This is a genomic window from Nonomuraea cavernae (assembly GCF_014646355.1).
Lineage (GTDB): Bacteria > Actinomycetota > Actinomycetes > Streptosporangiales > Streptosporangiaceae > Nonomuraea > Nonomuraea cavernae.
Genome location: NZ_BMNH01000018.1, coordinates 111925 through 133827 on the forward strand (window position 1 = coordinate 111925; position 21903 = coordinate 133827).

General features: G+C 67.9%; 17 protein-coding genes. 7 read left to right on the top strand and 10 right to left on the bottom strand.

The genetic code is table 11. The annotated features are described in order from the left end of the window. The first annotated feature begins 29 nt into the window (after positions 1-29). From IEY82_RS25750 to IEY82_RS25770, 5 genes are all read left to right on the top strand, one after another. Entirely contained in the window at positions 30-1481 is a 1452-nt protein-coding gene (locus IEY82_RS25750) for an LCP family protein (RefSeq protein WP_189126788.1), read from the top strand. A 34-nt stretch (positions 1482-1515) separates the two neighbouring features. After that, positions 1516-1863 carry an STAS domain-containing protein gene (locus tag IEY82_RS25755; RefSeq protein ID WP_189126789.1) on the top strand — a complete coding sequence of 116 codons (348 nt, stop codon included), beginning with the start codon at positions 1516-1518 and terminating at the stop codon, positions 1861-1863. 129 nt (positions 1864-1992) lie between these two features. Continuing rightward, the gene (locus IEY82_RS25760; protein ID WP_225262676.1) at positions 1993-2823 is read left to right on the top strand and encodes a GNAT family N-acetyltransferase; all 831 of its coding nucleotides are present in this window, start codon (positions 1993-1995) and stop codon (positions 2821-2823) included. 111 nt (positions 2824-2934) lie between these two features. After that, positions 2935-3777 (top strand): LLM class flavin-dependent oxidoreductase, encoded by an 843-nt coding sequence (locus tag IEY82_RS25765; RefSeq protein ID WP_225262674.1) that lies wholly within the window; start codon positions 2935-2937, stop codon positions 3775-3777. Between the two features lie 163 nt (positions 3778-3940). Beyond that, positions 3941-4648 carry a DUF4097 family beta strand repeat-containing protein gene (locus IEY82_RS25770; RefSeq protein ID WP_189126790.1) on the top strand — a complete coding sequence of 236 codons (708 nt, stop codon included), beginning with the start codon at positions 3941-3943 and terminating at the stop codon, positions 4646-4648. An 89-nt stretch (positions 4649-4737) separates the two neighbouring features. Here IEY82_RS25770 and IEY82_RS39970 read toward each other — a convergent pair whose 3' ends face one another. From IEY82_RS39970 to IEY82_RS40385, 9 genes are all read right to left on the bottom strand, one after another. Then, a complete protein-coding gene (locus tag IEY82_RS39970; RefSeq protein ID WP_189126791.1) occupies positions 4738-6060 on the bottom strand; it encodes a PP2C family protein-serine/threonine phosphatase in 1323 nt (440 codons plus the stop codon). A 214-nt stretch (positions 6061-6274) separates the two neighbouring features. After that, a complete protein-coding gene (locus IEY82_RS25780; protein ID WP_189126792.1) occupies positions 6275-8479 on the bottom strand; it encodes a DEAD/DEAH box helicase in 2205 nt (734 codons plus the stop codon). Beyond that, positions 8479-9792: a BREX system ATP-binding protein BrxD gene (gene brxD / locus IEY82_RS25785; protein ID WP_189126793.1), complete on the bottom strand. Its 1314-nt coding sequence runs from the start codon at positions 9790-9792 to the stop codon at positions 8479-8481. Before brxD ends, IEY82_RS25780 begins: the two co-directional genes overlap by 1 nt. 5 nt (positions 9793-9797) lie before the next feature. After that, positions 9798-12620, bottom strand: coding sequence for a BREX-2 system phosphatase PglZ (pglZ, locus tag IEY82_RS25790; protein ID WP_189126794.1), 2823 nt, complete (start codon positions 12618-12620; stop codon positions 9798-9800). Further along, positions 12617-16624 carry a BREX-2 system ATPase PglY gene (gene pglY, locus IEY82_RS25795; RefSeq protein ID WP_189126795.1) on the bottom strand — a complete coding sequence of 1336 codons (4008 nt, stop codon included), beginning with the start codon at positions 16622-16624 and terminating at the stop codon, positions 12617-12619. Before pglY ends, pglZ begins: the two co-directional genes overlap by 4 nt. A gap of 106 nt (positions 16625-16730) precedes the next feature. Then, positions 16731-17198: an NUDIX hydrolase gene (locus IEY82_RS25800; protein ID WP_189126796.1), complete on the bottom strand. Its 468-nt coding sequence runs from the start codon at positions 17196-17198 to the stop codon at positions 16731-16733. A 15-nt stretch (positions 17199-17213) separates the two neighbouring features. Continuing rightward, positions 17214-18038: a protein phosphatase 2C domain-containing protein gene (locus tag IEY82_RS25805; protein ID WP_189126797.1), complete on the bottom strand. Its 825-nt coding sequence runs from the start codon at positions 18036-18038 to the stop codon at positions 17214-17216. Positions 18039-18040: 2 nt separating this feature from the next. After that, positions 18041-19024, bottom strand: a complete 984-nt coding sequence (locus IEY82_RS25810; RefSeq protein ID WP_189126798.1) for a tetratricopeptide repeat protein — start codon at positions 19022-19024, stop codon at positions 18041-18043. An 8-nt stretch (positions 19025-19032) separates the two neighbouring features. Then, complete coding sequence (locus IEY82_RS40385) at positions 19033-19788, bottom strand: TauD/TfdA family dioxygenase (RefSeq protein ID WP_189126799.1); 756 nt, start codon at positions 19786-19788, stop codon at positions 19033-19035. A gap of 590 nt (positions 19789-20378) precedes the next feature. Between IEY82_RS40385 and IEY82_RS25820 the strand changes: the two genes are divergently transcribed. Together IEY82_RS25820 and IEY82_RS25825 are read left to right on the top strand one after the other, a co-directional pair. Continuing rightward, a complete protein-coding gene (locus IEY82_RS25820) occupies positions 20379-20825 on the top strand; it encodes a hypothetical protein (RefSeq protein ID WP_229697679.1) in 447 nt (148 codons plus the stop codon). Positions 20826-20994: 169 nt separating this feature from the next. Further along, the gene (locus IEY82_RS25825) at positions 20995-21249 is read left to right on the top strand and encodes a hypothetical protein (protein WP_189126801.1); all 255 of its coding nucleotides are present in this window, start codon (positions 20995-20997) and stop codon (positions 21247-21249) included. 356 nt (positions 21250-21605) lie between these two features. Here the strand turns inward: IEY82_RS25825 and IEY82_RS25830 are convergent, their stop codons facing one another. Further along, positions 21606-21866 (bottom strand): Imm32 family immunity protein, encoded by a 261-nt coding sequence (locus IEY82_RS25830; RefSeq protein WP_189126802.1) that lies wholly within the window; start codon positions 21864-21866, stop codon positions 21606-21608. Positions 21867-21903: the final 37 nt, after the last annotated feature.

The following is a 21903-nucleotide window of genomic DNA, read 5'->3' on the forward strand; positions in this document are numbered from 1 at the left end:
GATCCTCCGGCAGCACAGAGGGGGACGGGATGCGCGACCCGGGCGAGGAGGACGCTGGGGTGCACGTGGGCGGGGACGCCTACGGCGGCGTCAGGCTCGCGGGCGGTCGCCGGCGAAGGCGTGGCAGAGGCGCCAGGGCCCGTCGCCGAAATGTGATCATCGCCGGCCTGTTGTCCACCGGAGTGCTGGTCGGCACCGGCGTGGTGTGGGCGACTCCCCGGCAGATCGGCTCGGTCGACGCCGGCGTGGCCGAGTCGGCGCCGCGCGGCGCGATGAACATCCTGCTCGTCGGCATCGACAAGCGCGACGACCTCACCCGCAAGCAGCAGAACCAACTCAAGCTCGGCCGCGAGTCGGGCCAGCGCACCGACACGATGATGGTCATCCGCCTGTCCGAGGACCACACCCGCATCACCGTGGTGAGCCTGCCCCGCGACACCTGGACGACCATCCCCGGCCAGGGCGAACACAAGATCAATTCGGCCTACCAGTTCGGCGGCCCGAAGCTCGCGGTCCAGGCCGTGCAGCACGCCACCGGGCTGCGGATCAACCGCTACATCGAGGTCAACGTCCTCGGCTTCATCGACGTCGTCGACTCGCTCGGCGGGGTGACGGTGTGCACCCCGGTGCCGATCAACGACCCCAAGACCGGGCTCACCCTCGCCGCCGGCACCCACGAGCTGCGCGGGGCGCAGGCCCTCGGCTACGCCCGCACCCGCGCCACGGCCCGCTCCGACCTCGACCGCATCGACCGGCAGCAGCAGGTCATCTCGGCGATGCTCGACCGCGCGCTGAGCGCCGGCACGCTGGCCAACCCGGCCCGGCTGGCCTCGTTCGTCAACTCCACGCTGCGCACCGTCAAGGTCGACCCCGACGACGGGCTGATGGGGCTCGCCACCCAGCTCAGGGACGTCTCCCTGAACGACGTGAAGTTCGCCGACGTGCCGCTGTCCAACGTCGACTTCAAGACCCCGACCGGCGAGTCCGCGGTGCTGTGGGACAAGGACGCGGCGCGCGACATGTTCGCCCGGATCGCCGCCGACGAGGACCTGGCCGAGCCCACCCCCTCGCCCAGCGCCTCGGCCTCCGCCAAGCCGACCGCCCTCACGATCCCGCCGGAGCGCATCTCGCTCGTGGTCAAGAACGGCACGCTCATCACCGGGCTCGGCGCGCGCAGCAAGGCGGCGCTGGTCGCGGCCGGGTTCGCGGTGCCCGGCGAGCCGGGCAACACCACGCGTAAGGACCACAAGAAGACGCTCATCCGCTACGGACCCGATCGCGAGGACTCCGCCCGCACGGTCGCCGCCGCCATCCCGGGCGCCGAGTTGCGCGAGGTCGACACGAAGGGGATCGAGGTGATCCTCGGCAGCGACCAGCCGAAGATCAAGAAAGTCTCGGTGACGTCCACGCCGACCGCAAAGCCGTCCACCGGCGCTACACCGGAAACCAAGACGGCAACCCAGAACATCTGTAAAAAGTAGGCATAATGATCCCGCCTACGGGCACGTCACACCCATGGTGGTCAGCTGCTGGCGAGAGGATCCCTGCACTGTGCTCCGCGTGGTCGGAGACCTCGACGCGGCGGGCGCGCCCCGCCTGCGGGCGGAGCTCGATCAGGCCCTCGCCCTCCCCCATCCGCTCCATCTCGTCCTCGATCTGACCGAGGTTCCGTTCTGCGACTCCGTGGGGCTCGGCGTGCTGGTCGCCGGCCTCAACCACGTCCAGCGCCGGCACGGCCGGATGATCCTGGTGCTGGCCCCTGGCATGATCAGTCACCTGCTGACGATCACCAACCTCGACCGGCACTTCGAGACGAGCGCGTCGATGGACGACGCGCGCACGGCCCTCGGCGCGGCGGCCTAGGCAGCCCTCATACCAGGAGGCGTCGCGCGCGGAGACGGAGGTGTGCGAGACGATGGTCACGTCAGTCGGTGCGCACCTCCCTCCGGCCGCGTAGAGCCCGGGAGAGCCCTTCAGGTGGAGGCTTTCACGTTGTTCGATCAGTTCCCCGAGCCTGCCCGATCCCAGCTGGTCGCCGCGTACGAAGAGGGCAGGACCCGGCCCGAGTGGTGCTTCACGGAAGGCCAGGCGCGGCTCGCGTTCTGGGCGCCCTTCCGCGACGCGCCACCGGTGATCACCTGGCAGTTCGACCCCGGCCCCGATCCGGAGACGGCCGCCCGGCTGCTGCGGGACAGCCTCGCGGCGATGCGGCTCAACAAGATCATCCATGACATCGCCCTTCCTCCTGGGCTGATCCCCACCGTCGACCGGGCCGTCGAGCACGAGGCCCTGACGGCGGCCGGGTTCGTGATGGAGGTCGAGCGGCTGATGCTCGAATGGCAGGCCGGCAGTGACCTGCCAGAGGAGCCGGGCAGGCTGCGATACGTCGCCGCCCGGCGGCTGGACCCGGCCGAGGTGCTCGACCTGCTGGTACGCATCTCGCACGGCTCACTCGACTACGACACGCGGGTCGAGGTGGCGACCGAGGGGGCCGAGCACGAGGCCCGGTGGATGTACGACGACCTGGTCAACCGCAAGGCCAAGCCCGGCTGGTTCGTCATCGGCTACCTCGGCGACTCGCCCGTGGGCCTGGTGGCGCCCGACGACCACTCCATCGCCTACATCGGCGTCGTGCCCGAACACCGCGGCCACGGCTACGTCGACGACCTGCTGGCCAAGGGCACCCGCACCCTCGCCGAGGCGGGCCTGCAACGCATCGTCGCCGCCACCGACACCGCCAACACCCCGACCGCGGCGGCCTTCCTGCGGGCCGGCTACTCCGAGGTCGGCCGCGTGTTCCGCTACTACTGGAGGATGCCGTGAGAGGCGAGCGCGTATGGATGCCGTGAGAGGCGAGCACGTGTCGTTGACCTGTGCCGAGCAGCGCGACGTGGGCAGTCGGAGGCCGGCGTGACATCAGGCGGGGAGTCAGGCATGCGGTTAGGTGTGATGTTCGACCGCGGGCTGCCGCCGGAGCGGCTCGTGCCGTTCGCCCGCGAGCTCGACGCCGCCGACGGGGTGTCCGACCTGTGGGTCGTGGAGGACCTCGGCTGGACGGGCGCCATCTCCTCGGCGGCGACGGCGCTGGCCATGACCTCGCGGCTGCGCGTGGGCATCGGCATCACGCCCGCTCCCCTGCGCAACCCCGCGCTGCTGGCCATGGAGCTGGGCAATCTCGCCCGCCTGCATCCCGGGCGGCTCGCGGCGGGCATCGGGCACGGGGTGCCCGCGTGGATGCGGCAGGCGGGGGCCGCCGTGTCGTCCCCGCTGAGCCTGCTGGAGGAGACGATCACCTCGGTCCAGGGGCTGCTCAGGGGCGAGACGGTGACCATGCGCGGCCGTCACGTGCGGCTCGACGGCGTCTCACTCGTCCACCCGCCCGCCGAGCCGCCTCCGCTGCTGGCCGGGGTGGTCGGCCCTCGCTCGCTGGCGCTGTCGGGCCGGCTGGCGCAGGGCACGATCATCCCCGAAGGGCTGGGGCCCCGGCAGCTCCCGTCGATCCTCGGGCACATCGACACGCCTGACGGGCACGAGCTGGTGGCCTTCGTCCACCTGTGCCTGGGCGACGACGCCCGCGAGGTCATGCGGTCCGCCGTCGAGGACCAGGCCGGGTTCCTCGGGCTGCCGCCCGACGAGCTGGTCACGGCCTCGGGCTCGCCCGCCGAGGCCGCCGCCCAGGTGAGGGAGCTGTGGAAGGCGGGCGTGTCTACCGTGGTGGTGCGCCCCCTGGGCGCTGACCCCTTATCGCACGTACGAGGGCTGCTGGCCGCCCTCTGAGATCCCGCGCGTTCTCGTACGGCACGGTGCGGAGACTCGCCGTCCGGGTAAGAGGACGCGCCCGTACGGCGGGCAGGAGCGGCCGAACGGCGGAGGCGGGTCGGCCGGATGACCGATGGCGGCTCGCCCGCGCCGGACCAGGATTTACGGCATGAGGCGAATCATGGCAAGCGCGGTTCTGGTCGCGCTGGGGATGGCGGGCGGATGTGGGCTGGACGCCGAGGAGGTGCACGACGGCCGGACCTTCCAGCATTCCGGTGACCGGCTCACCATCGCGTCGTCACTGGGCGGGCTGCGCGTCCTGCCGGGCACCGGTACGGAGATCCGGGTGGACCGGTGGGCCAAGGGCAAGGCGGCACAGGAGGGCAACACGTCCTGGTCGCTGAAGGACGGCACGCTGCGGCTGAGCGCCGACTGCGCCATGATCGTCGGCGACTGCGGCGCCCGTTACCACGTCAGGGTGCCCTCCGGGACCCGACTCGTGATCGAGGCCAGCGAGGGGGTGGTCCTCGACGGGCTGCCTCAGGACATTGACGTGTCGGCCTCCGGGCCGATCAGGGCGTACGGCACGTCGGGCAGGTTGCGACTGCTGGCCGAGGACAGTGTGATCGCGGGCGACCGGCTCAGGTCGCCCAGCGTCCGGGCCCGGACCGCCAGTGGGTCGATCAACCTCTCGTTCGCCGCGCCACCGGCCAAGGTGGACGCGGTGTCCCGCGAAGGGCGGGTCACCACGACGGTCCCGGACGGCGCCTACCGGGTCACGGCCAGGAGCACGCACGGCAGGGTGTGGTCGCAGCTCAAGAACGCCAAGAGCGACAACGCCGTCATCGCGAAAAGCACCTCCGGCGATGTCCGGATAATCGCGAAATGACCTGATATCGCGACACGAATGCCGCGCTCCCGTTTCCATCGGCAATAGCCACCGTCCGGGGCGGCAAAGCGCGCTTCACCCCGAATGCGCTAACAAAGAGGAGTGGTTCGCTCCACCGGCATCGCCTTGGCAAGGAGTAAAGCGATGTCGTCCCGCTTGTCGGCGGGACGCTGGGCTTTGACGATCAGGTCACAGATCCGCTCGATCTCCCGCGGCGGGCCGGTCAGCAGCGAGCACAGGTCGGCGATGCCGTCACTGATGCTCCGGTCGCGGGTCTCCACCAGCCCGTCGGTGTAGAGGGCGAGCATGCCACCGGCGGGCATGGTGGCCTCGCAGATCTCCAGCCGCTCGCCGCCGACTCCGAGGGGCGGCCCCGGCACGACCGGGACGATCTCGGCCAGGCCGTTCGGCCTGACCAGCACGGGCGGCACGTGCCCGGCGCTGGCGATCGCGAGGGCCCCGGTCGCCCGGTCGTACGTCGCGTAGACGCAGGTCGCGAGCTGGTCGGCGTCAAGCTGCTGAGCCACCCGGTTCAGCCGGAACAGCAGCTCACCCGGATCCAGATCGAGGCTGGCCAGGGTCTGGGTGGCGGTCCGCAGCTGGCCCATCGTCGCCGCGGCCCGGATGCCGTGGCCCATGACATCGCCGACGACGAGCGCCGTACGCTCGTCCGAAAGCCGGATCACGTCGAACCAGTCGCCGCCCACGTGGGCCAGGTCGCCGGCGGGCAGGTAACGGTAGCCGATCTCCAGGCCAGGAGACTCCTGAAGGAGGGTGGGGAGCAGGGCGCTCTGCAAGGTGAGCGCCGTGCGCCGCTCACGGCCGTAGAGCCGGGCGTTGTCGATGCAGATCGCGGTGCGCGCCGCGAGCTCCTCCGCGAGCGCGATGTCGCCGTCCTGGAACGGCTCGCTGGACTCCCGGCGTACCAGCACGAAGAATCCGAGCACATTGCCGCGGGCGACCAGCGGCGTGACGAGGAACGAGCAGCCGGGCAGCAACCGGGCGATGATCGGGCGGCCGAACGCCTCGGCGTTCTCGTCGCCGACGGCCTGTTCCAGCCTGGGCACCAACACGGTCTTGGCGGTGGCCATGGCCTGCCCCTGCGGCAGCAGCGGCGGGTAGACCGCGACCTCGCCGACCGGGAAGGCGGTGTTCCAGTCCCAGGGGTTGTCGACCGCCACGGCGGTGGCCACCCGCCGGACCAGCGCGGAGCCGTCCTTGGGGCGGACGGGGAACTCTCCTTCGGTGATGAGTCGTTCCTGGACCATGATCCCGCCGGTGTCGGCGAACCTCGGCACGGCGACGTCCAGGACCTCGCGGCAGGTGTGAGCCAGGTCAAGAGTGCTGCCGATGCGCGTGCTCGCGTCATTGAGGAACGCGAGCCGCTCCTGTGAGGAGGCGGCGGCACTCAACCGTAACTCGATACGACTGCGAGGGTCCTTGATCAGAAAACCAGGATTCACCGGGACGTCGCCCTCCAGTTGGCTACAAAACACTGCTAATCGAGCCATAAGAAGACTCGCGATGAGGCGAAATTACCGCTTTATTCGTTAGATCCATAGCGCGAAAACGGAAGCGCTCATTCGATGCGACCATGCGACTCCCCGTGCGCTCAAGGAATGGGCATCAGTGCGGCGGAGCGAGGTGCAGGCGGACCGGCTCGGACAGGGCAGCGCGCGCGCCCTCGAAATCGGCCAGCCGGGCGGCCACCGTCGCGACCGCGAGCCGTTCCGGCAGAACGGCGCCGAACTTCAGCCCGTGGACGGCGCGGCGATCGACGTCGGGCAACACCAGCAGCTCGCCGTCGTCCGTCCTGGCGCGGGCCTCGTGCCAGGCTGCGGGAGTCAGGTCCTCCCGCAGCCGGACGGAGAAGTCCGTCGGCCGCTGGACCGGGTCGGCGATCGAGGGCAGCGACGCGGCGAGCGTGGCATTGGCCCGGTGACCGGCCCAGGTCCACCACCGCACGTCGTCACCGGCCCGAGTCACCAGTGTTCCGCCGGGGTGCACGACGCCGGGGGCCTCCTCGTCACGCCATTCGGCCAGGCAGTCCTGAGCCCGGCGGGTCAACGACACCGGCGGATCGGCGCCCAGCAGCACCTCCCGCATGGCGCGCGTCAGAGCGTACGACAGGCCGGTGATGCCGCCGCTGGTCCACTTGGCCACGCCTCCGCGTTCGGCCGGTTCCACGAAGACCCTCTTACGCGCCCAGTCGATGAAGGTCACCCGCCAGCTCCGGCCGCCGAGGAGCAACAGGCGGGGGCCGGGCCTCTCCTCGGTCAGCACCGAAGCATCGGCCTGCCCGATCTCCTGACGCCCGGCCAGCACTGTGAACTGCGGAGGCGCGGTGAAGGACGCCGTCAGCTCGATGAAGTGACGCCGTCCGAATCGCCGCTCGGCCTCGGGGCCGACGAACAACATGCCGCCGTCCAGGTCGAGGAATCCCGCGCCGACCAGGTGGCGGAGGATGGGCTCCGCCGAGCGATCGAAGGGGGCCAGGCCGTTCCACTCCTCCGGCCACAGCCGATCACCGATCGCGCGCCGCTGGAGGGTGACGGCGAGGAGTTGCTGGGCGACCAGGTGGCGGGGCTCCGGCGGTGGGATCACCGGCTCGACCCAGCCCTGTCCCCACAGGTGGAGCAGGCCCGCGGCCTGGAGCAGGCTCTCCCTTCGTGTCGCGAGGACCAGGCAGTTGCGTACGGTGCCGGCGCGTCGCCCTGTCCGCCCGATGCGCTGCAGGAACGACGCGACGGTGCGGGGCGAGTCGATCTGGATGACGCGGTCCAGGTCGCCCACGTCGATGCCGAGTTCGAGAGTGGAGGTCGACACGATCACGCAGTCACGCGCCTCCGCGAAAGCCCTTTCTGCCCGCGCCCGCTCCTCGGCGGCCAGCGAGGCGTGCGACAGGAACACCGTGACCTCGCGGTCGCGCAGGGCAGCGCCCAGTTGTTCCACCTGTCGCCGTGAGTCGCAGAACACCAGGCGCTTCTCGCCACGATGAAGTGCGGTGATCAGCTTGGCGGCGTTGGCGGGCGAGCCGACGTAGTCGAGTTCGACCTCGCCGAGCGAGCCGGAACCGAGCGAGCCGGAACCGGGCGAGCCGGAACCGGGCGAGCCGGAACCAGACGGGCGGGAACCAGACGGGCCGGAACCGGGCGGGACCGGGCCCGGCATCGCGGAGGCGATCACCTGCCCGGTTCGCTTTGCGGCGTCTGCCCCCTGCAACCACCTGAGCAGCTCCGGCGGGTTGCCCACGGTGGCCGACAGGCCGACGCGCTGGATAGGGTGCCCGGTCACGCGTTCCAGTCGTTCGAGCACGGCAAGCAGGTGCCAGCCCCGGTCGTCGCCGGCGAAGGCGTGCAGCTCGTCCACGACCACCGCTCGCACCTTTCCCAGCAGGTGCGCATGGTCGGTTTTCGCGCCGATCAGCAGCGCTTCGAGCGACTCGGGGGTGGTGAGCAGGATGTCCGGCGGATCGGTACGGAGCCGCTGCCGCTGCGACTCCCGAATGTCGCCGTGCCAGAGCGCGGCCCGGCGCCCCAGCCACTGGGCGTAGGAGTCGATCCGGCTGACGAGGTTGTTGAGCAGCGCCTTGAGCGGACACACGTACAGGACGGACAGTCCGGTCCAGCGCCGGACGCTCATCGCGGACAGCAGCGGAAAGCAGGCCGCCTCCGTCTTGCCTCCGGCGGTCTGGGCGAGCAGCACCGCGTCGTCGCCGTCCATCAGCGGTTGGATCGCCGCCCGCTGCAACGGGCGGAGGTCGGGCCAGCCGAGGGTGTTGACGATGTGGTGCAGGACGACCGGGTCCAGCCGCTCCACCGGATCGGCCATCACAGGTCCAGGTCGACGTCGTCCACCGACGCGGCGAGGTTTCGCTCCGTCTCGGTGAGCTCGTCGCTCGCCAGCGTCAGCCGGTAGTGACGTCGGGGGTCGAAGTCCTCGAACTGGTCGATCCGGTCGAGCACGTCACCCACGAGCTTCTTCAGGAACAGCCGGGGCGCCACACCTGCCCGGCCGCCGAGCGCCCCGCCGACCGCCCGCGCGAGATCGGCGACGTACGCGTCGTCGGCGACGGTCTTGACCCGTTCGGAAGCGCCGGCCGTGTACAGGTCACGGATGGTCAGCCCCAGGTCCACCAGGGACTCCTGGGTGAAGCCGGGCAGCCGGAGCTGCACCGCCCGGGGGTTGTCGAAGCGCGGGTCGGTGGTGAAGTCGGTCGCCAGGCGTTGCGCCAGCGGCGCGAGCCGCTGCACGCCCTGCTGCCCGTCGTAGAAGGCCGGCGTGCCGGTGATCACCAGGTAGAGGCCGGGGAAGCGCCCGGAGTGCACCTCGTCGATGAGCTGCCGCAGCGCGTTGAGCGCCTTGTCGCGGGCGTCGGAGCGCACCCGCTGCAGGGTCTCGACCTCGTCCAGCACGAGGAGAAGCCCGGGATGCCCGCTGTCGCGCAACACGGTCAGCAACCCCTGCAGGAAGCCGAACGCCCCGAAGTGGTCGAGGTCGCCACGCACCCCGGCGAACCGGCGGGCGGTCGCCGCGACGTGGGGCTGCCCGCCGAGCCACGCCAGCACGGCCGCCGCCGTCGTGTCGTCCCCGCCGAGCAGCGCGGCCCGGTAGCCGCGCAGGGCGGTCGCGAAGGCGGGGGCCTGCCGTGACACCTCGGCCAGCCGTGCCGCCAGCAGCTTCTCTACCTCGCCGGGCAGCTCGTCCTCGCCGGCCCCGCCGGCGAGCGCGTCCTCCTCCAGCGCGTAGAACCAGGCGTCCACCACCGGCCGCAACGCGCTGGGCGGGAAGCTGGCGGTGGTGAGCCGCTCGGTCAGCCGCCGGTAGACGGTCTCCAGCTTGTGCAGCGGCGTCTCGGTCTCGGATATCTGGATCTCGGCGACCGCGAAGTTGCGTCTCCTGGCCCGCTCACCGAGCCACCGGGAGAAGAACGTCTTGCCGGACCCGTATTCACCCCTGACCGCCTTGAACACCGCTCCGCCGGCCGCGACGGCGTCCAGCTCGGCGTCGAGCGCCGCCTCGAACCGGCCCAGGCCCGTGGCGAGCAGGTCGAGCCCGCTCTCCGGCACGGCGCCGCGCCGCAGCGCGTCGATCACCGCGCGCCGTCGCGTGGCGCTGACCTGGGCGGATCTGGTGGAGCTCACGTCGATCAGTGTCCCAGCTCGAACTGGTCCCGCAGCAGTGCCGTGTTCAGCCGCAGGGTCCGTCCGTCCGGGAGCGTCTCCAGGACCTGCACCCCGTCGTAGTTGAGGAGTTGGCGCAGCACGGCGGCGAAACCGTCGGCCCGACTGGCCGGGTAGCCGATGCGCTGCGCCAGGGCGGTGGCCGGGAGGGTGCCCGCGTCGAGCAGGACACGGATCGCTTGGTCGACCTTGTCCATGGGAGGTTTGCGCGCCAGGAGGTCCACCTGCTCGCCGAAGGTCTGGGAAGCCAGGAGCGCGTCGGCCAACCGGTCGGCGGGCGAGCGGAGCCGGGGCGCGAGCAGCGTGTCCTCCGCCGGAGCGAGGACCACGTCGAACAGCGCGTCTCCTGGTTCGGGGCGCGGCTTCGGCCGCTTCGCGGCCTTCTTGGGCGCAGGCGCGGGAGCGGCAGGTCGTGTCTCTTCCATGGGATCCAGGGACCACCAGGCCGGGCGTTGGTCGCCCAGCTCCCGCCAGCCCTTGGGCGGCTCCGCGCCGAAGGGCAGGAACGCCAGCACCGGGACGGTGAACTCGGCGACCGAGGCGCCGCCGTGGTAGCCGGCCTTCTGCGAGGTGTAGCGGGAGTCGGCGTCCCACAAGGCCACGATCTCGGCGCCCGGATCGGGCCACACCACCCGTGGGCCGGAGAGGGTGATCTCGGTCTCCCGCACCGGTCCGCCCGGCGCGCGGTGGCGGGCGGAGGCGATCCCGTCGCCGTCGAGCTTGATCCCGTGCCGGTCCACCACGTGCCCGTGGTCACTGACGAGGAGGACCGCCATGCCCTGGTCCGCCGCCACCCGCAGCAGCTCGCGGAGCTTGCCGATGTCGTCAAGCCGCCAGGCGCCGTCGCCGAGCTTCTGCTCCTTGCCGAGCCGGTCGTCGATCGTGTTCAGCACCACCGCGACGTGGGTGCGGTCGTCGGCCAGCGCCTGGGTCAGCTCCGGCCCGAACGCGTCGCCGACGCCGGCTGCGCGCAGATCGTCCTTGTGGAACACGGCCGCTTGGCCGCCGCCCCAGAAGCGGTGCGCGGGAAACAGCCGCTTCTCGTCGGCCTGCGTGCCCTTCAGCAGTTTCCCGGCGAACAGGGAGGTGCGGGAGATCGTGGTCAGGGTGGGCAGGGCGGCCGCCATCGCGCGCCGCCGGGGAGCCTGTTCGCCCGGCAGCGGATCGTATTCGGCCCAGTGCCGCCGTAGCTGCTCCCCCAGCTCGCCGGCGATGGCCGCGCTCATCCCATCCAGTACGAGCAGCAGCACCCGCCGCTCCGCCTTGCCGCCCACCACGGGCTTGACCACCCGCGTCAGGAAGGACTCGACGGTGAGCATGCCGCCGGGGTCGGTGCCCACCGCGAGCCTCCGGGCGAAGGAGTGGTCGATCGCCCGCCGCCGCTCGCGGACCCGGGCTCCCAGCCTGTCGTAGGCGGTTCTCAGCGCGGGTTCGGGGTCACCACCTGCCTCAAGGTGTTCAAGTGCCTGGTCCGCCCACCCGGTTTCGGACATGTGGCGGTCCATCGCCGCCGCCACCGTCACGGCTTCGGTGGTGGGATCGTTCGCGAGCCATTGGACGAGCCGCTGCGCCATCCGCGCCCGCGTGATCCGCACCCGCGCGTCCGGGTCGGCCGCGAGGTGGTGCGCGCCCAGCTCCCGCACGGCGCGCGCGATCAACCGCGGGTCCCCGCCGGCCAGCGCCCGGCCGGCCGCCGCAAACCGGGCGTCGAGCCCGGCGGCCAGGACCGGGCTCGCCGACGCCGCGTCCTCGGCGCCGAACTGCCTGGCCAGCCCTCCGGCGCGGTCCAGCAGCTTGGCGGTGATCCGCCGCGCCTGGCGGGCGTGCTCCTCGTCGCCGTCGGCACGGCCCGCCGTCAGCAGCGCGGTCACGAACTCCTCACAGGCCCTGCCGAACGGGACGACCAGTGCGTCCAGCGCCTCCGCCGCCACGGCGGGTTCCTCGCCGAACCACCGCTCCGCCCGGCCTCGCGAACGGTAGGTCCGCTCGTCGGCCTCGGAGTGCAGCCACAGCGCCGCGCACACCAGCCCGAACGCCACCGAGTCCGGCCCATGCCCGGCCACCACCAGAGCGAGCAGTGCCCGGCCCGCCTGGTCGTCCTCACCCAGGAACGCCGCCAGGCCGGCGCGCTCCGGACCGCGCAGAGCCAGCAACCGCTCCGGGCCTCCCGGGGTCAGCGACCACCGCATCAGGGCATGGGTGTCGAGCCCTTCGTCGTCAGGCCGTGGATCGTCGCTGTGTGGATCGTCGCTGTAGCGGCCGAGCCCGAGCCGGCGCAGGGCCAGCGTGGAAAGCGCGGCGCGTCGCGACAGCACCCCTCCGGCCAGCGGCGGCCAGCCGCCCGGCGGGGTGGCGTCCAGCAGCGCCTCGGCCGCCCAGTCGTCCTCACGCAGTCGCGGGTCGACCTGCTCGGCCACGAACGCCTCCCGTACGACGTTCCAGCCGTCGACGGTCTGGACGCGCTGCTTGTGCGCCCGAGCGAGGATCGCCGGGTCCAGCTCGGTCTGCTCCCTGTCGGTCAGCACGACCAGCACGCCGGGGTCGCCCGCGCCGGCCAGGTGACCGAGGACCAGCTCGTGTACGGCGAGCGGCGACGGCGCCGTGGCCACCCGGGCTCGTTGTCCTTGGCCGAACTCGAGCTCGTCCGGCCCGTCCCACTGCGGAGCGGAACGCAGGAGCACGACCCGTCGCCGTTCGCCCGGGGAGCCGGTCAGCGACGACTGGGAGGACAGGTACTGGGCGACGGTCACGGCGTTGAGCCGCACCGCGACGGTGACGGCGGTGCTCATCGCTCCACGACCTGCCAGGAGATCTCGATGTCGGCGTCTGGCTCCCTGGCCACCAGCTCGGCCAGCTCCGCTCGCAGCTCCTCCACCGCTTGAGCAGCTTTCGTACGCTTCCATCCCGAACGGCCGGGCACAGCGGGGACGAATTCGCCCGAAGCATCGCCGGATCCTGCCAAACCACGGGTCGCGCCCGTACCGCCTACCGGTCCGATCCCGCCGATCGAGCCAGTTCCGCCGGTCGGACCGCTTCCGCCAGTCCCGCCGATCCCGCCGGTCGGACCGGTCCCGCCAGTCCCGCCGGTCGGACCGCTTCCGCCGGTCAAGCCGGTGCCGCCCGTGACTCCCGGGCGCGGAGGCGGCGGGTCCGGAATCTGGCGGCGCCTGATCAGCGCGGTGACCTTGCCCCGCGTGCTGCCGAGCGCCTCGACGAGGTCGGCCGTCCGCTGGTCGGAGCCCGCCACGCGGCGCAGGGACTCCAGCAGCGCCAGCCCTTCGGCGCCCTGCCCCTGGGCCAGCTCCAGGGTGTCCCAGGCGGCTCCGGCCAGCGCCTGCTCCACGTCGTGCGCCCGCTTGATGGAGGTGCCGTAGCGGTCGGCGCTCACCTGTCCCAGGTCGAAGCGGGCCAGCGTCTCGATGATCCTCTTCGCGCCGCCCGCGCCGTGCCCCGCCTCCCGCAGCGCCGTGAGCAGCTCGAGCGAGCGCCTGGCCAGCGCGAGTCGCCCGCTCTCATCGGTATCGTCCAGCGCGAGGAAACCGGCGTGCGTCTCCAGCTGGCGGACCAGCCCGGCCGCAGGCTCGCGGAGCTCCCGCGCGGCGTCCGCGATCTGCCGGGCGAACTGGTTGACCATGCGGCCACGCCGCAGCGTCGGCGCCTTGCCGCCGAAGACCACCTCGAACCTCTGCCGCGCCTCAGCCCAGTCGGCCTCGCCCGGCAGGGGCTGGCTGCGCAGCGCGTCGCGCGGCCTGATCTGCGACAGCTCCGGCGCCGGCTCCAGCGGGGTCCCCTCACGCACCCACACCCGGTCGTCCATCTCAGCGAAGGCGGCGACGACGAGATTGACCAGGAACGATTCCAGGCCACGCCGCTCGGGCCGATCCGTCCAGTCGGTGAGCGTGATCACGCTGAGGTCGCCGGTGACGCCCTCTCGCTGCGCCTCCCGCCGGAAGTGGTCGGCCCACCGGGTGGACAGCTCGAAGTACGCCTCCTTCTGCAGGCCGAGGCCGAGCGGCTCGGCGAGGTGTCCCATCAGTTTGCGGTCCTTGGCCGGCACCTCGACCCGCCGGTCACGCGCCTCGGCGGCGGCCCGTACATGACCGAAGACCGTCCTGGCGTCGGCCGGTTTCACCGCGACGCCGGTGGCGTCGCGGTCCAGCTCGGGGTGGGCGGGGAACTGGTGGGCCAGCAGTTGTCCGGCGAGATGCCGGATGGCGTCGCGCAGCGACTGCCCGAACGAGACGGTCAGCCCCGCCAGGTCCGGCAGCGCCGCGAAGTGCTCGTCGAAGCCCAGCTCGACATCGGCTGCCTTCTTCGCGTCCAGGCCGTACGCCCCTCTGAAGGCCGTCCGCAGCTGCTTGAGCAGCGCGTCGCGCTGGGTCTCCAGCAACCCTTTGGCCCGTGCCCGGTTGTCGGCGTTGAGGTGGCCGGCGTACTGGGTGGCGAAGCGGTGCTCGTCGGAGAGCGCCTTGTCGATGACCACGAGCCGCTGGAAGTCGGCCATCCGCTGAGCCGACAGATGGGCGGGCACCCAGCCGACCGTCTGCGGCGGCTTGCCCTCGCGGGGGCGTTCGCGCAGGTCGCGCATCCGGTTGACGTCGTCGACCGGCCCGTAGTCGCCCTCGTCGAAGGGCAGATCCACGACGATCCGCCACTGGCCGTCGAGCTGTGGCTGCAGGTCGTGGTCCTGGAGCTCGTCCTCGTCGGCGATGTTGCCGAAGATCACCTCGATGACGCGTTCGGAGCCGCGCCAGACCAGCCGCAGCTCGTCGGCGCCCAGCCGCCCGTTGGGACGGTCCACGCCCAGCTCGGCCGCGAGCAGCTTCTTGGCCAGGGCGATGCGGTTGCCCGGGTTGTTGTTGACCGCCGCGTTGGCCAGGACCGAGTCGACGTCGACGCCGGTGAGCTCCAGCCGCACCGCCGGGTTGGCGTCGGTGCCGGTCTCCTTGATCTCGGGGAAGCGGGCGGCCCAGTCGGCCACCTTGGCCTTGATGATGCCGACCTCGCTGCCGGGGATGGGCGCGGTCACCGAGCCGTGGTTGAGCGCGCCGAGCCGCCGGATCGTCAGGTCGCTCAGCGCGGGCACGCTCGGTGCGAGCGCCGACAGCAGCAGCGTGCAGATCAGCCGGTTGTCGCCGACGAACACCCTGCACCGTTGGGCCAGCCCGGGATCGGTGATCGCCTCGGGCCGGTGCAGGTAGCGTTCGACGTCGTCCTCGGTGATCTCGTTGACGGCGAGCAGGTAGGGCCGGAGCTTGGTCCTGTAGAGCCGGTCGGCGGCCTCGAAGACGACCTTCAGGCTGTCCACGAACGGCTTGTCGCCACCCGCCGCGATCACCTCGTAGAGGTCTCCCAGCGGGACGAGGTCGCCCAGTCGCAGGTGATCGCGGTGGTCGGCGAGAAGCTGCCCCATCAGCTTGAGACCAGTACGGGAACGTTGCAGAGCGGAGGAGATGTGGACCAGCGTGTCCATGAACGCGGGCGAGAAGGGGTAGGTCAGGCGGAACGACTCCTCGTCCGCGCCGGTGGTGCCCTTGTCGGAGCCGAGCAGGGTGTCCCAGACCTGCGGGCCGACCTTCTTCGTCCGCTCGAACGCGGCGTTGACCAGCGCCGCGGCCTCGTCGTCCTTCGGCCTGACCACGCGGGCGTGGGCGACCTGCGGCAGGTTGCGGTCCTCCAGAGTGATCTTGTCGAACCGTCCGGAGGCGAGGCTGAGCGTGTCCTGGATGGACGCCTCGGCCGCGCCCGACACCTCCTCGCCGACCAGCTCGCGCAGGTCACGCTGGCGGGCGATGAACGAGATGATCGGGATGGCCCGCCGGGCGTCGCTACCCTCCACGAAGTTCGTGATCTTGCTGGCCTCACGGGCGACGAACCTCTGGTCGTGGATGAGCGTCGCGAGCCAGAGGATCAGCTCGTCCATGAAGAGGATGAGCCCGTCATAACCGAGCGACCTGGCGTGCTCGGCGATCACCGACAGGCCGGCGTCCAGCGAGATGAACCCGTGCTCGCCCTCGGCCGCGTTCTGCGCGAAGCCGGGCAGCAGGCTCGTGCTCGCGTCCTGTACGAGCTTGGCGCGCAGCTCGGGCGGCGTGGTCGGATGCACCAGGTCCAGCGGAGCGCCGTCGTGCGACTCCTCCGCGCCCAGGGCGGTGTCGAGCAGGGCGGGCGTCCAGGAGAACGACTCGCCCCACTCGTCGTCCTCGCCGCCGCCCCCGTCACCGTCACCGTCACCGAAGCTCAGCCCCTTGACGACCGCGTCGTCGCCCATCCGCGCACGCATCGTCCGGATGTCGGTGAAGAGGGCGTCCGTCCGGTAGACCTGCGGCGTGGGCGCGTCGGGGTGCAGCTTCTTGACGTGGCTGACGTAGCCGCCGAGCACCCGCTGCTCCAGGGCCTTGGCCCCCAGCATGTGGTAGGGCACCAGGAGAAACTTCTTGGCCTCGCGCTCCAGCCACTCGTGCTTGGTGAGCACGGGGTCGAACTCCGTGCGCCGCCAGGCGGTGCGGTTGCGGCTGAGCAGGGCGTACAGCACCGCCATGAAGTGCGACTTACCGGAGCCGAACGAGCCGTGCAGGTAGGCCGCCTTGGACGTGTGCCCGTCGAGAGCCAACTTGATGAGGCCGATCGCCTCGTCGAAGTTCTCCAGCAATCGCTCGGTGACCACGTAGTCCCGGAGCGCGCGCTCGGCCCCCTCGGGGGTCACGGCCTCTGCCAGGCTCAGCACGAAATCGGAGGTGGAGATCGACTCCTTGATGTCGATGACTTCGCGGAGCAGGGGGTGCTGGAGCATGGGGGAGACCTCTCCTTCGACGCCGCGCCCGACGATACCGAACGCAGCCTCCCCGCAGGTGGCGATGAGCCGGTCGGCGTGTTCCGGCCGTTGCCCCCGAGAAGTTTCAGCATTTCGCGGGAATCTTCTGCCATCGCGCGATGCTTCGTTTGTACTGCTCCGGCATGTGGAGGTCGGGGACTTCGCCGTACTCGAACAGGCCCAACTTTTTGTGCTCGTCAGAGCTTCGGATCTCCTCGTTACCTTGATATGTCGAGCCGTAGCTCACGATAAAGGTATGACGCAGTGGCGTGATCTCGTAAACCCACGTATCGATGATCGATTCGACTGTGACGGTGAGATTGAGCTCTTCGTATACTTCTCTGCACACGCACACTTCGGGGGTTTCGCCGACTTCCAGCTTTCCCCCCGGGAGCTCCCACTCGTCTCGCTCATTCATGAGCAGCGGTATTTTGCCGTCGATATCGATGACAAGCTTGACTGATACGGGAAGCTGGTACTCAAAATATCCAGCGTTACGCTCCACCAGATACTGAGGCTTCCCACCGGGACCGAGACGGTCGGGACCATCCATGCATAGCTCCTCTGATCAACGAGCGAGAATGATCGCCGCAAGATCATCTGACTGTTTGAACTTCGTCGGCGATGGGTTCGACTGGCCTTGTGCTTCAAACTTCCTGATTCTTGAAGCTATTTCCTTGAGTCCATGGCGATGTACATCCACTTTAAGATCCGCCCAGCTTTTGATGATCTTATAATCGTCTATGCAACGAGCAAATCCATCCGTACAGATCAGCACCGTGTCGACACTGTCCAGCGGAAAAGTTTCAGTGTGGATTCTGAAGACCGCCTCTGGATGCCCGGAGAAGACCGACTCCCGGTGCAGACCCCGGATGTACTCGAGGCGGCGAGCGAACATGGCTTCGATGATCTCTGCCTCAGTTTGCTGTCCCTCTTGTGATTGACGGACGGCTTGAGTCTCACGGTGCTCGAAAAAATCAGTACTGACATCGCCAATGACCTGTTCACCCTGATATGCGATGAGTGTCGCATCACCTATCCGGCCCAGCCGAACCACCCGATCGCTGAAAACAGCGAGCCCGATTGAACAACAGGGATGATTTCTCAAGCCCTGCGACCCGATGGCAGCCAATGCTGCGCGTGTGTCTTCGCCAAGTCTCTCGAAAATCAGGTTGAGATCCGTAGACTTGTTGGAGGCGCCGATCTCAAGCAGGGTCTTATCGAGTAGATTGACCAGCCATTGGACGTTTGAAATGTCAGGAAGCGTTCTCTCGTCAGTGAAATCCGTTGCCCCATCAATGACCCAGGCGATATTCCCCGAGAAGCCAACGCGATCCGCTGTCGGCTCGGAGGTAGAACCAGGACTTTGAGTAATGTCAACAACTCTCAGCATATTTACCGTCCGAATACGTGAGGAACGACCACCAAGGCGATTCCCGCTGCGAAGGAGACCAGTATGCGCCCCCAAGATCGGCTTGTCATCAGCGAAAAAGCAGAGAACACTATGACCACTGCTCCAGCCATCACTTCAATGAGCACGATTGCATCTGATGGCTTGCTCTGGCTGGCAATGTTGCCTCCAGTGGCGATCAAAGCCACAACTGCCGCGAGAAGGCCCAGCAGTTGTAGCTGTTGAGCTCTGAACTCCACCAGCTCGCGCCTGCTACTCTCTTGCATGTCATTCCACCGAGACTGCTGCTCCATCAGATCGATTCGCGTCCGCGTGGTCTGATATTGCGTTAGTCGTCTGTAGTAATCGCGCCCACTCCTGGGCTCCAATTCAATGGCTCTGGTTATGGATACGCGTGCGGAGTCGAAGTCGCGGCGGATGGCCAGAATCCTGGCCTTGGTCTCATGGTAGTGCGCTATGTGCCCATCGGTCAGGGTGATGGCTTTGTCCACATGACGCTCCGCCTCGGCGATCTCCGTCTTGGAAGCAGAATCCAGTTTCCGCTCGAAGTATTCTGCCATGAATGCTGCCAACTGATGTACGACCCCTGCGACGTCCGGCATATCGTTCGCCGCTTGACGGGAAAAGTGAACGGCCTTACGGAGACTTTCAATATCTCCACGATTACGCTCGACTATCGCACGGAAAGTCGCAAAGTACGGCTCCCTGTCGAACTGCTTTCCATAGCGCGCAACAACATGCTCGTACTCGGTGTGACGTTCTTCTCTACGTAAGCGAAGAAGCAAACCGTACAACGCACAGAATCGCACCCACTTGTCGAGTCGATCACGACTCAATATTTGATTCAGTATATTTTCTGGATTGGACAGGTCTTCGATCAGAGCGCGTATGGCCCCAGGGAATTCGGGAGTCGTCTGGCCCGGCAAGGAGCGCAGTCGCTTGATGACATCAGCATGGTGGCGGGACATCCACACCCCTAACCTTCCCTTTTCATCGTAGATGAGTACCCTCGTAGTGAGAACCCATGGTTAAGAGAGCGCGATCTAGAGGATCTTGCAACTTTGGCGAGAAGGCGTATAGCGGCTCTGTCGCCTGTGAACGCATATCTTCCATGAAGGACCCGGTGGTTATGAATGAGATACCCCTCACCTGCATGCAGAGCATATACGAGTGGGGACGCGACCTTCGCTTCGAAGGCATCAAGTAAAGGCCTGGCGTCGCATGTGGTGACATGCGGACGAGCTATGCTGTCATTTCGATATCTGATGCGGAAGCCAGCGTAAGAATCATAGGGCTTTATCACCGTGCGCCATCGATTCCCCTTGGACAGGAGGACCACATTATCGGCCATCGCGAGGAGGTTGCGGCACAGGAGGCTGTGCGCGATTTCCGCCCCGTCCAAAAGAAGCGACTCACCTCCAACGGCAGCCTCCTGTGTGTACAGGCAACAAATAATCGTCGGTTGACTGTCAACCTGCGCCCTGTCCGTGTGGAGCGGCAGTGCCTCATACGTGAATCCCTGAGCATTGGTCTCGCCGATGAGGTTCGGTCTTATAACGGTAACCCCAGGACTGACGTCGTGAGGGTGCCGATAAGGGACCGTCCAATCGTTCAGGGCAGACTTAAGCTCATTTAGGGTCGCTCCGGAAAAGAGGATGATTCCGTGCTGAGCCAACCCATCTTGAGCCTGATCGATGCGAAATTCCTGCCCGTTTGGCGCTTTTAGCCTCATTTCCCCCCAATCCTCTGAGGTCTTCGCGTTTCATCATTCTCGCTGCGACCAGTAGCTTTGCCAAACGCCCAATCCTCAAATGGGCACTCTCCAATCCGTACTACTCCCTGCGCAGGTGGTCAAGGTGCCGCTTCGATACGCTATGCCTTTTTATCCAAGCTTTTTCTCGGTTCAGACGAGTTCCGTTCTTTCCGCGCGAGAAGACCCCTGCCCTACACATGGACAGGACTCGCCGACACAACTGGACAGTCGACGGCATCAGCGTGCTCGGCCTCAGGCGCATCCCTGGCGGCCTCCGAGCACACTAGGGTGAAAATCCAGATACGTGCTCGTCAATTGATGAGTCTGCAGCACGGATCATCTGCGCCTTTCTCGACCCTTGATCGGCCAGCAGGACATGAGGATGAACTTCATCCTCACTGCCTTACGGCTGCGGTACGACCCGTCGCGCTACCGGGCGAGGGCCGACGGGCCATGGCGGATCGTCCTCGTCGCGGGCACAATGCCGCTGTCGATCATGCGCTCAGAAAGGCAGACCCATGCCCCGAAGCCGCTATCTGCGATGGTGGTTGGCCGCACTGGTGATGTGCGTGCTGAGTTTCCTGTCCCTGTGGCTGCCGCATCTCTTCGAGGGTGACGGTGCTGCCGGCTGCGCCGGCTACGACTCGCTTCCGTTCGGCTTGGCGGAGCTGTGGTCCGATCTCCATTGGACATGGCTCCGTCTGCGTGAACCCGTACTCGAACACATGCTGGTCCTGAACGGCCTGCCCTCCGTGAGCGTCTCACTGTCAACCCTGGTCGCCGCCTGGGCGAGGCGACCGCTCAGCACGGTGGTGGGGCTGTTCACCATTCTGGTCGTGGTGGTGATCGCGCTCGACTGGGTGTTCATCGCGTTCTCGTACTTCACGCTGCTCGGCTGCGCGGGCTGGGAAGGAGGGATCCCGTGGCTGCTGTGGCGTCTGCTGCCGGTGGTCGGTTACGGCAGTGCGATCGTCCTGCTGGTCGTGGGAATCCTGACCCACCGGCGTACTCGGTGAGGGTCGCCCTTTCCGCGGCCGCGGGCCGAGCGGGCTTCAGGTGAGGGTGGCCTGCTCGCCGGCGACGGCGGTGACGTATGCAAGCCGGTTACCGATCTACAGACTTACTCGCATCCCTCGCCTCACAGAGGCGACTGTATGCGGCGTACATGCGCGCTAGTTTTACTCGATGATCTCGAATTCCCAAGAATTCAAAAAGCAACGAGAACAGGAGGTCGCTTGCACATCTATTCTGCTCTTCGCTAAGGCTTTCCGCTCGCCTGATACCAGCATCCGGGAATGCCTCTTCAAGAACAATCCCGGTCCATCGCAAACTGCTGTCGCGGCCTCGACGCACGACAAGCCACTCGTCAAACCCTCGCAGCAGTCCTCCATCGCGCCCCACGTCCAGGCCGAGAAGAAACGCCACGCTCTGATCATATGAGCCATTCAATCCAAACCGCCCAGGTTGAAGGCGAATCTGCTGGATCAAATCACTGTCATGCACGTAGATCAGAACCCGAAGTCGATAGCGTCGCTATAGTCCCATTGTGCCTTGTATTCCGCGGTTGTCTCGCCGCCCCTGGGAGTGAACGCGTCGTAAACTCTGCCATCACGCACGGCCACCCAGTCAGCCGTTTCCGTCAAGGCGGAGCGGAAGTTGAACGTATCAGACGCACCGAAGGCTCCGAGTCTGCAGATGCAAAATATCGGGGCCTTCGGTGCGTCTGTGAGGATCCCCCATCCGAAGCGCATCAACACAGACCGCGATCAGCCGAAAAGGATGTGAGTCGAAGAAACTCAGTCTGCCATCCGCTCCAGAATCAGATCAATCTCGGATTCGATCTCTTGGTCAGCAGTAAGGTGGACATGCATCCCATCACTTACGCCCTCCTGCGCAAGCGTAAGAAGGTGTCGCGCCAATGAAGTCAGCCCCGCACGGTTGGCCTTAATGAGCACTTCCGATCGGGTCACAGAGGCCATGATCTCAAATCCCTCATCCCACGAGAAGCGCAGCCCTTCATCAGGCCGATAATCTGGGGTGACAATTACTTGCTCCATCGAGTGCTCCTAACTTACTGACTAGTGGGATGACCAC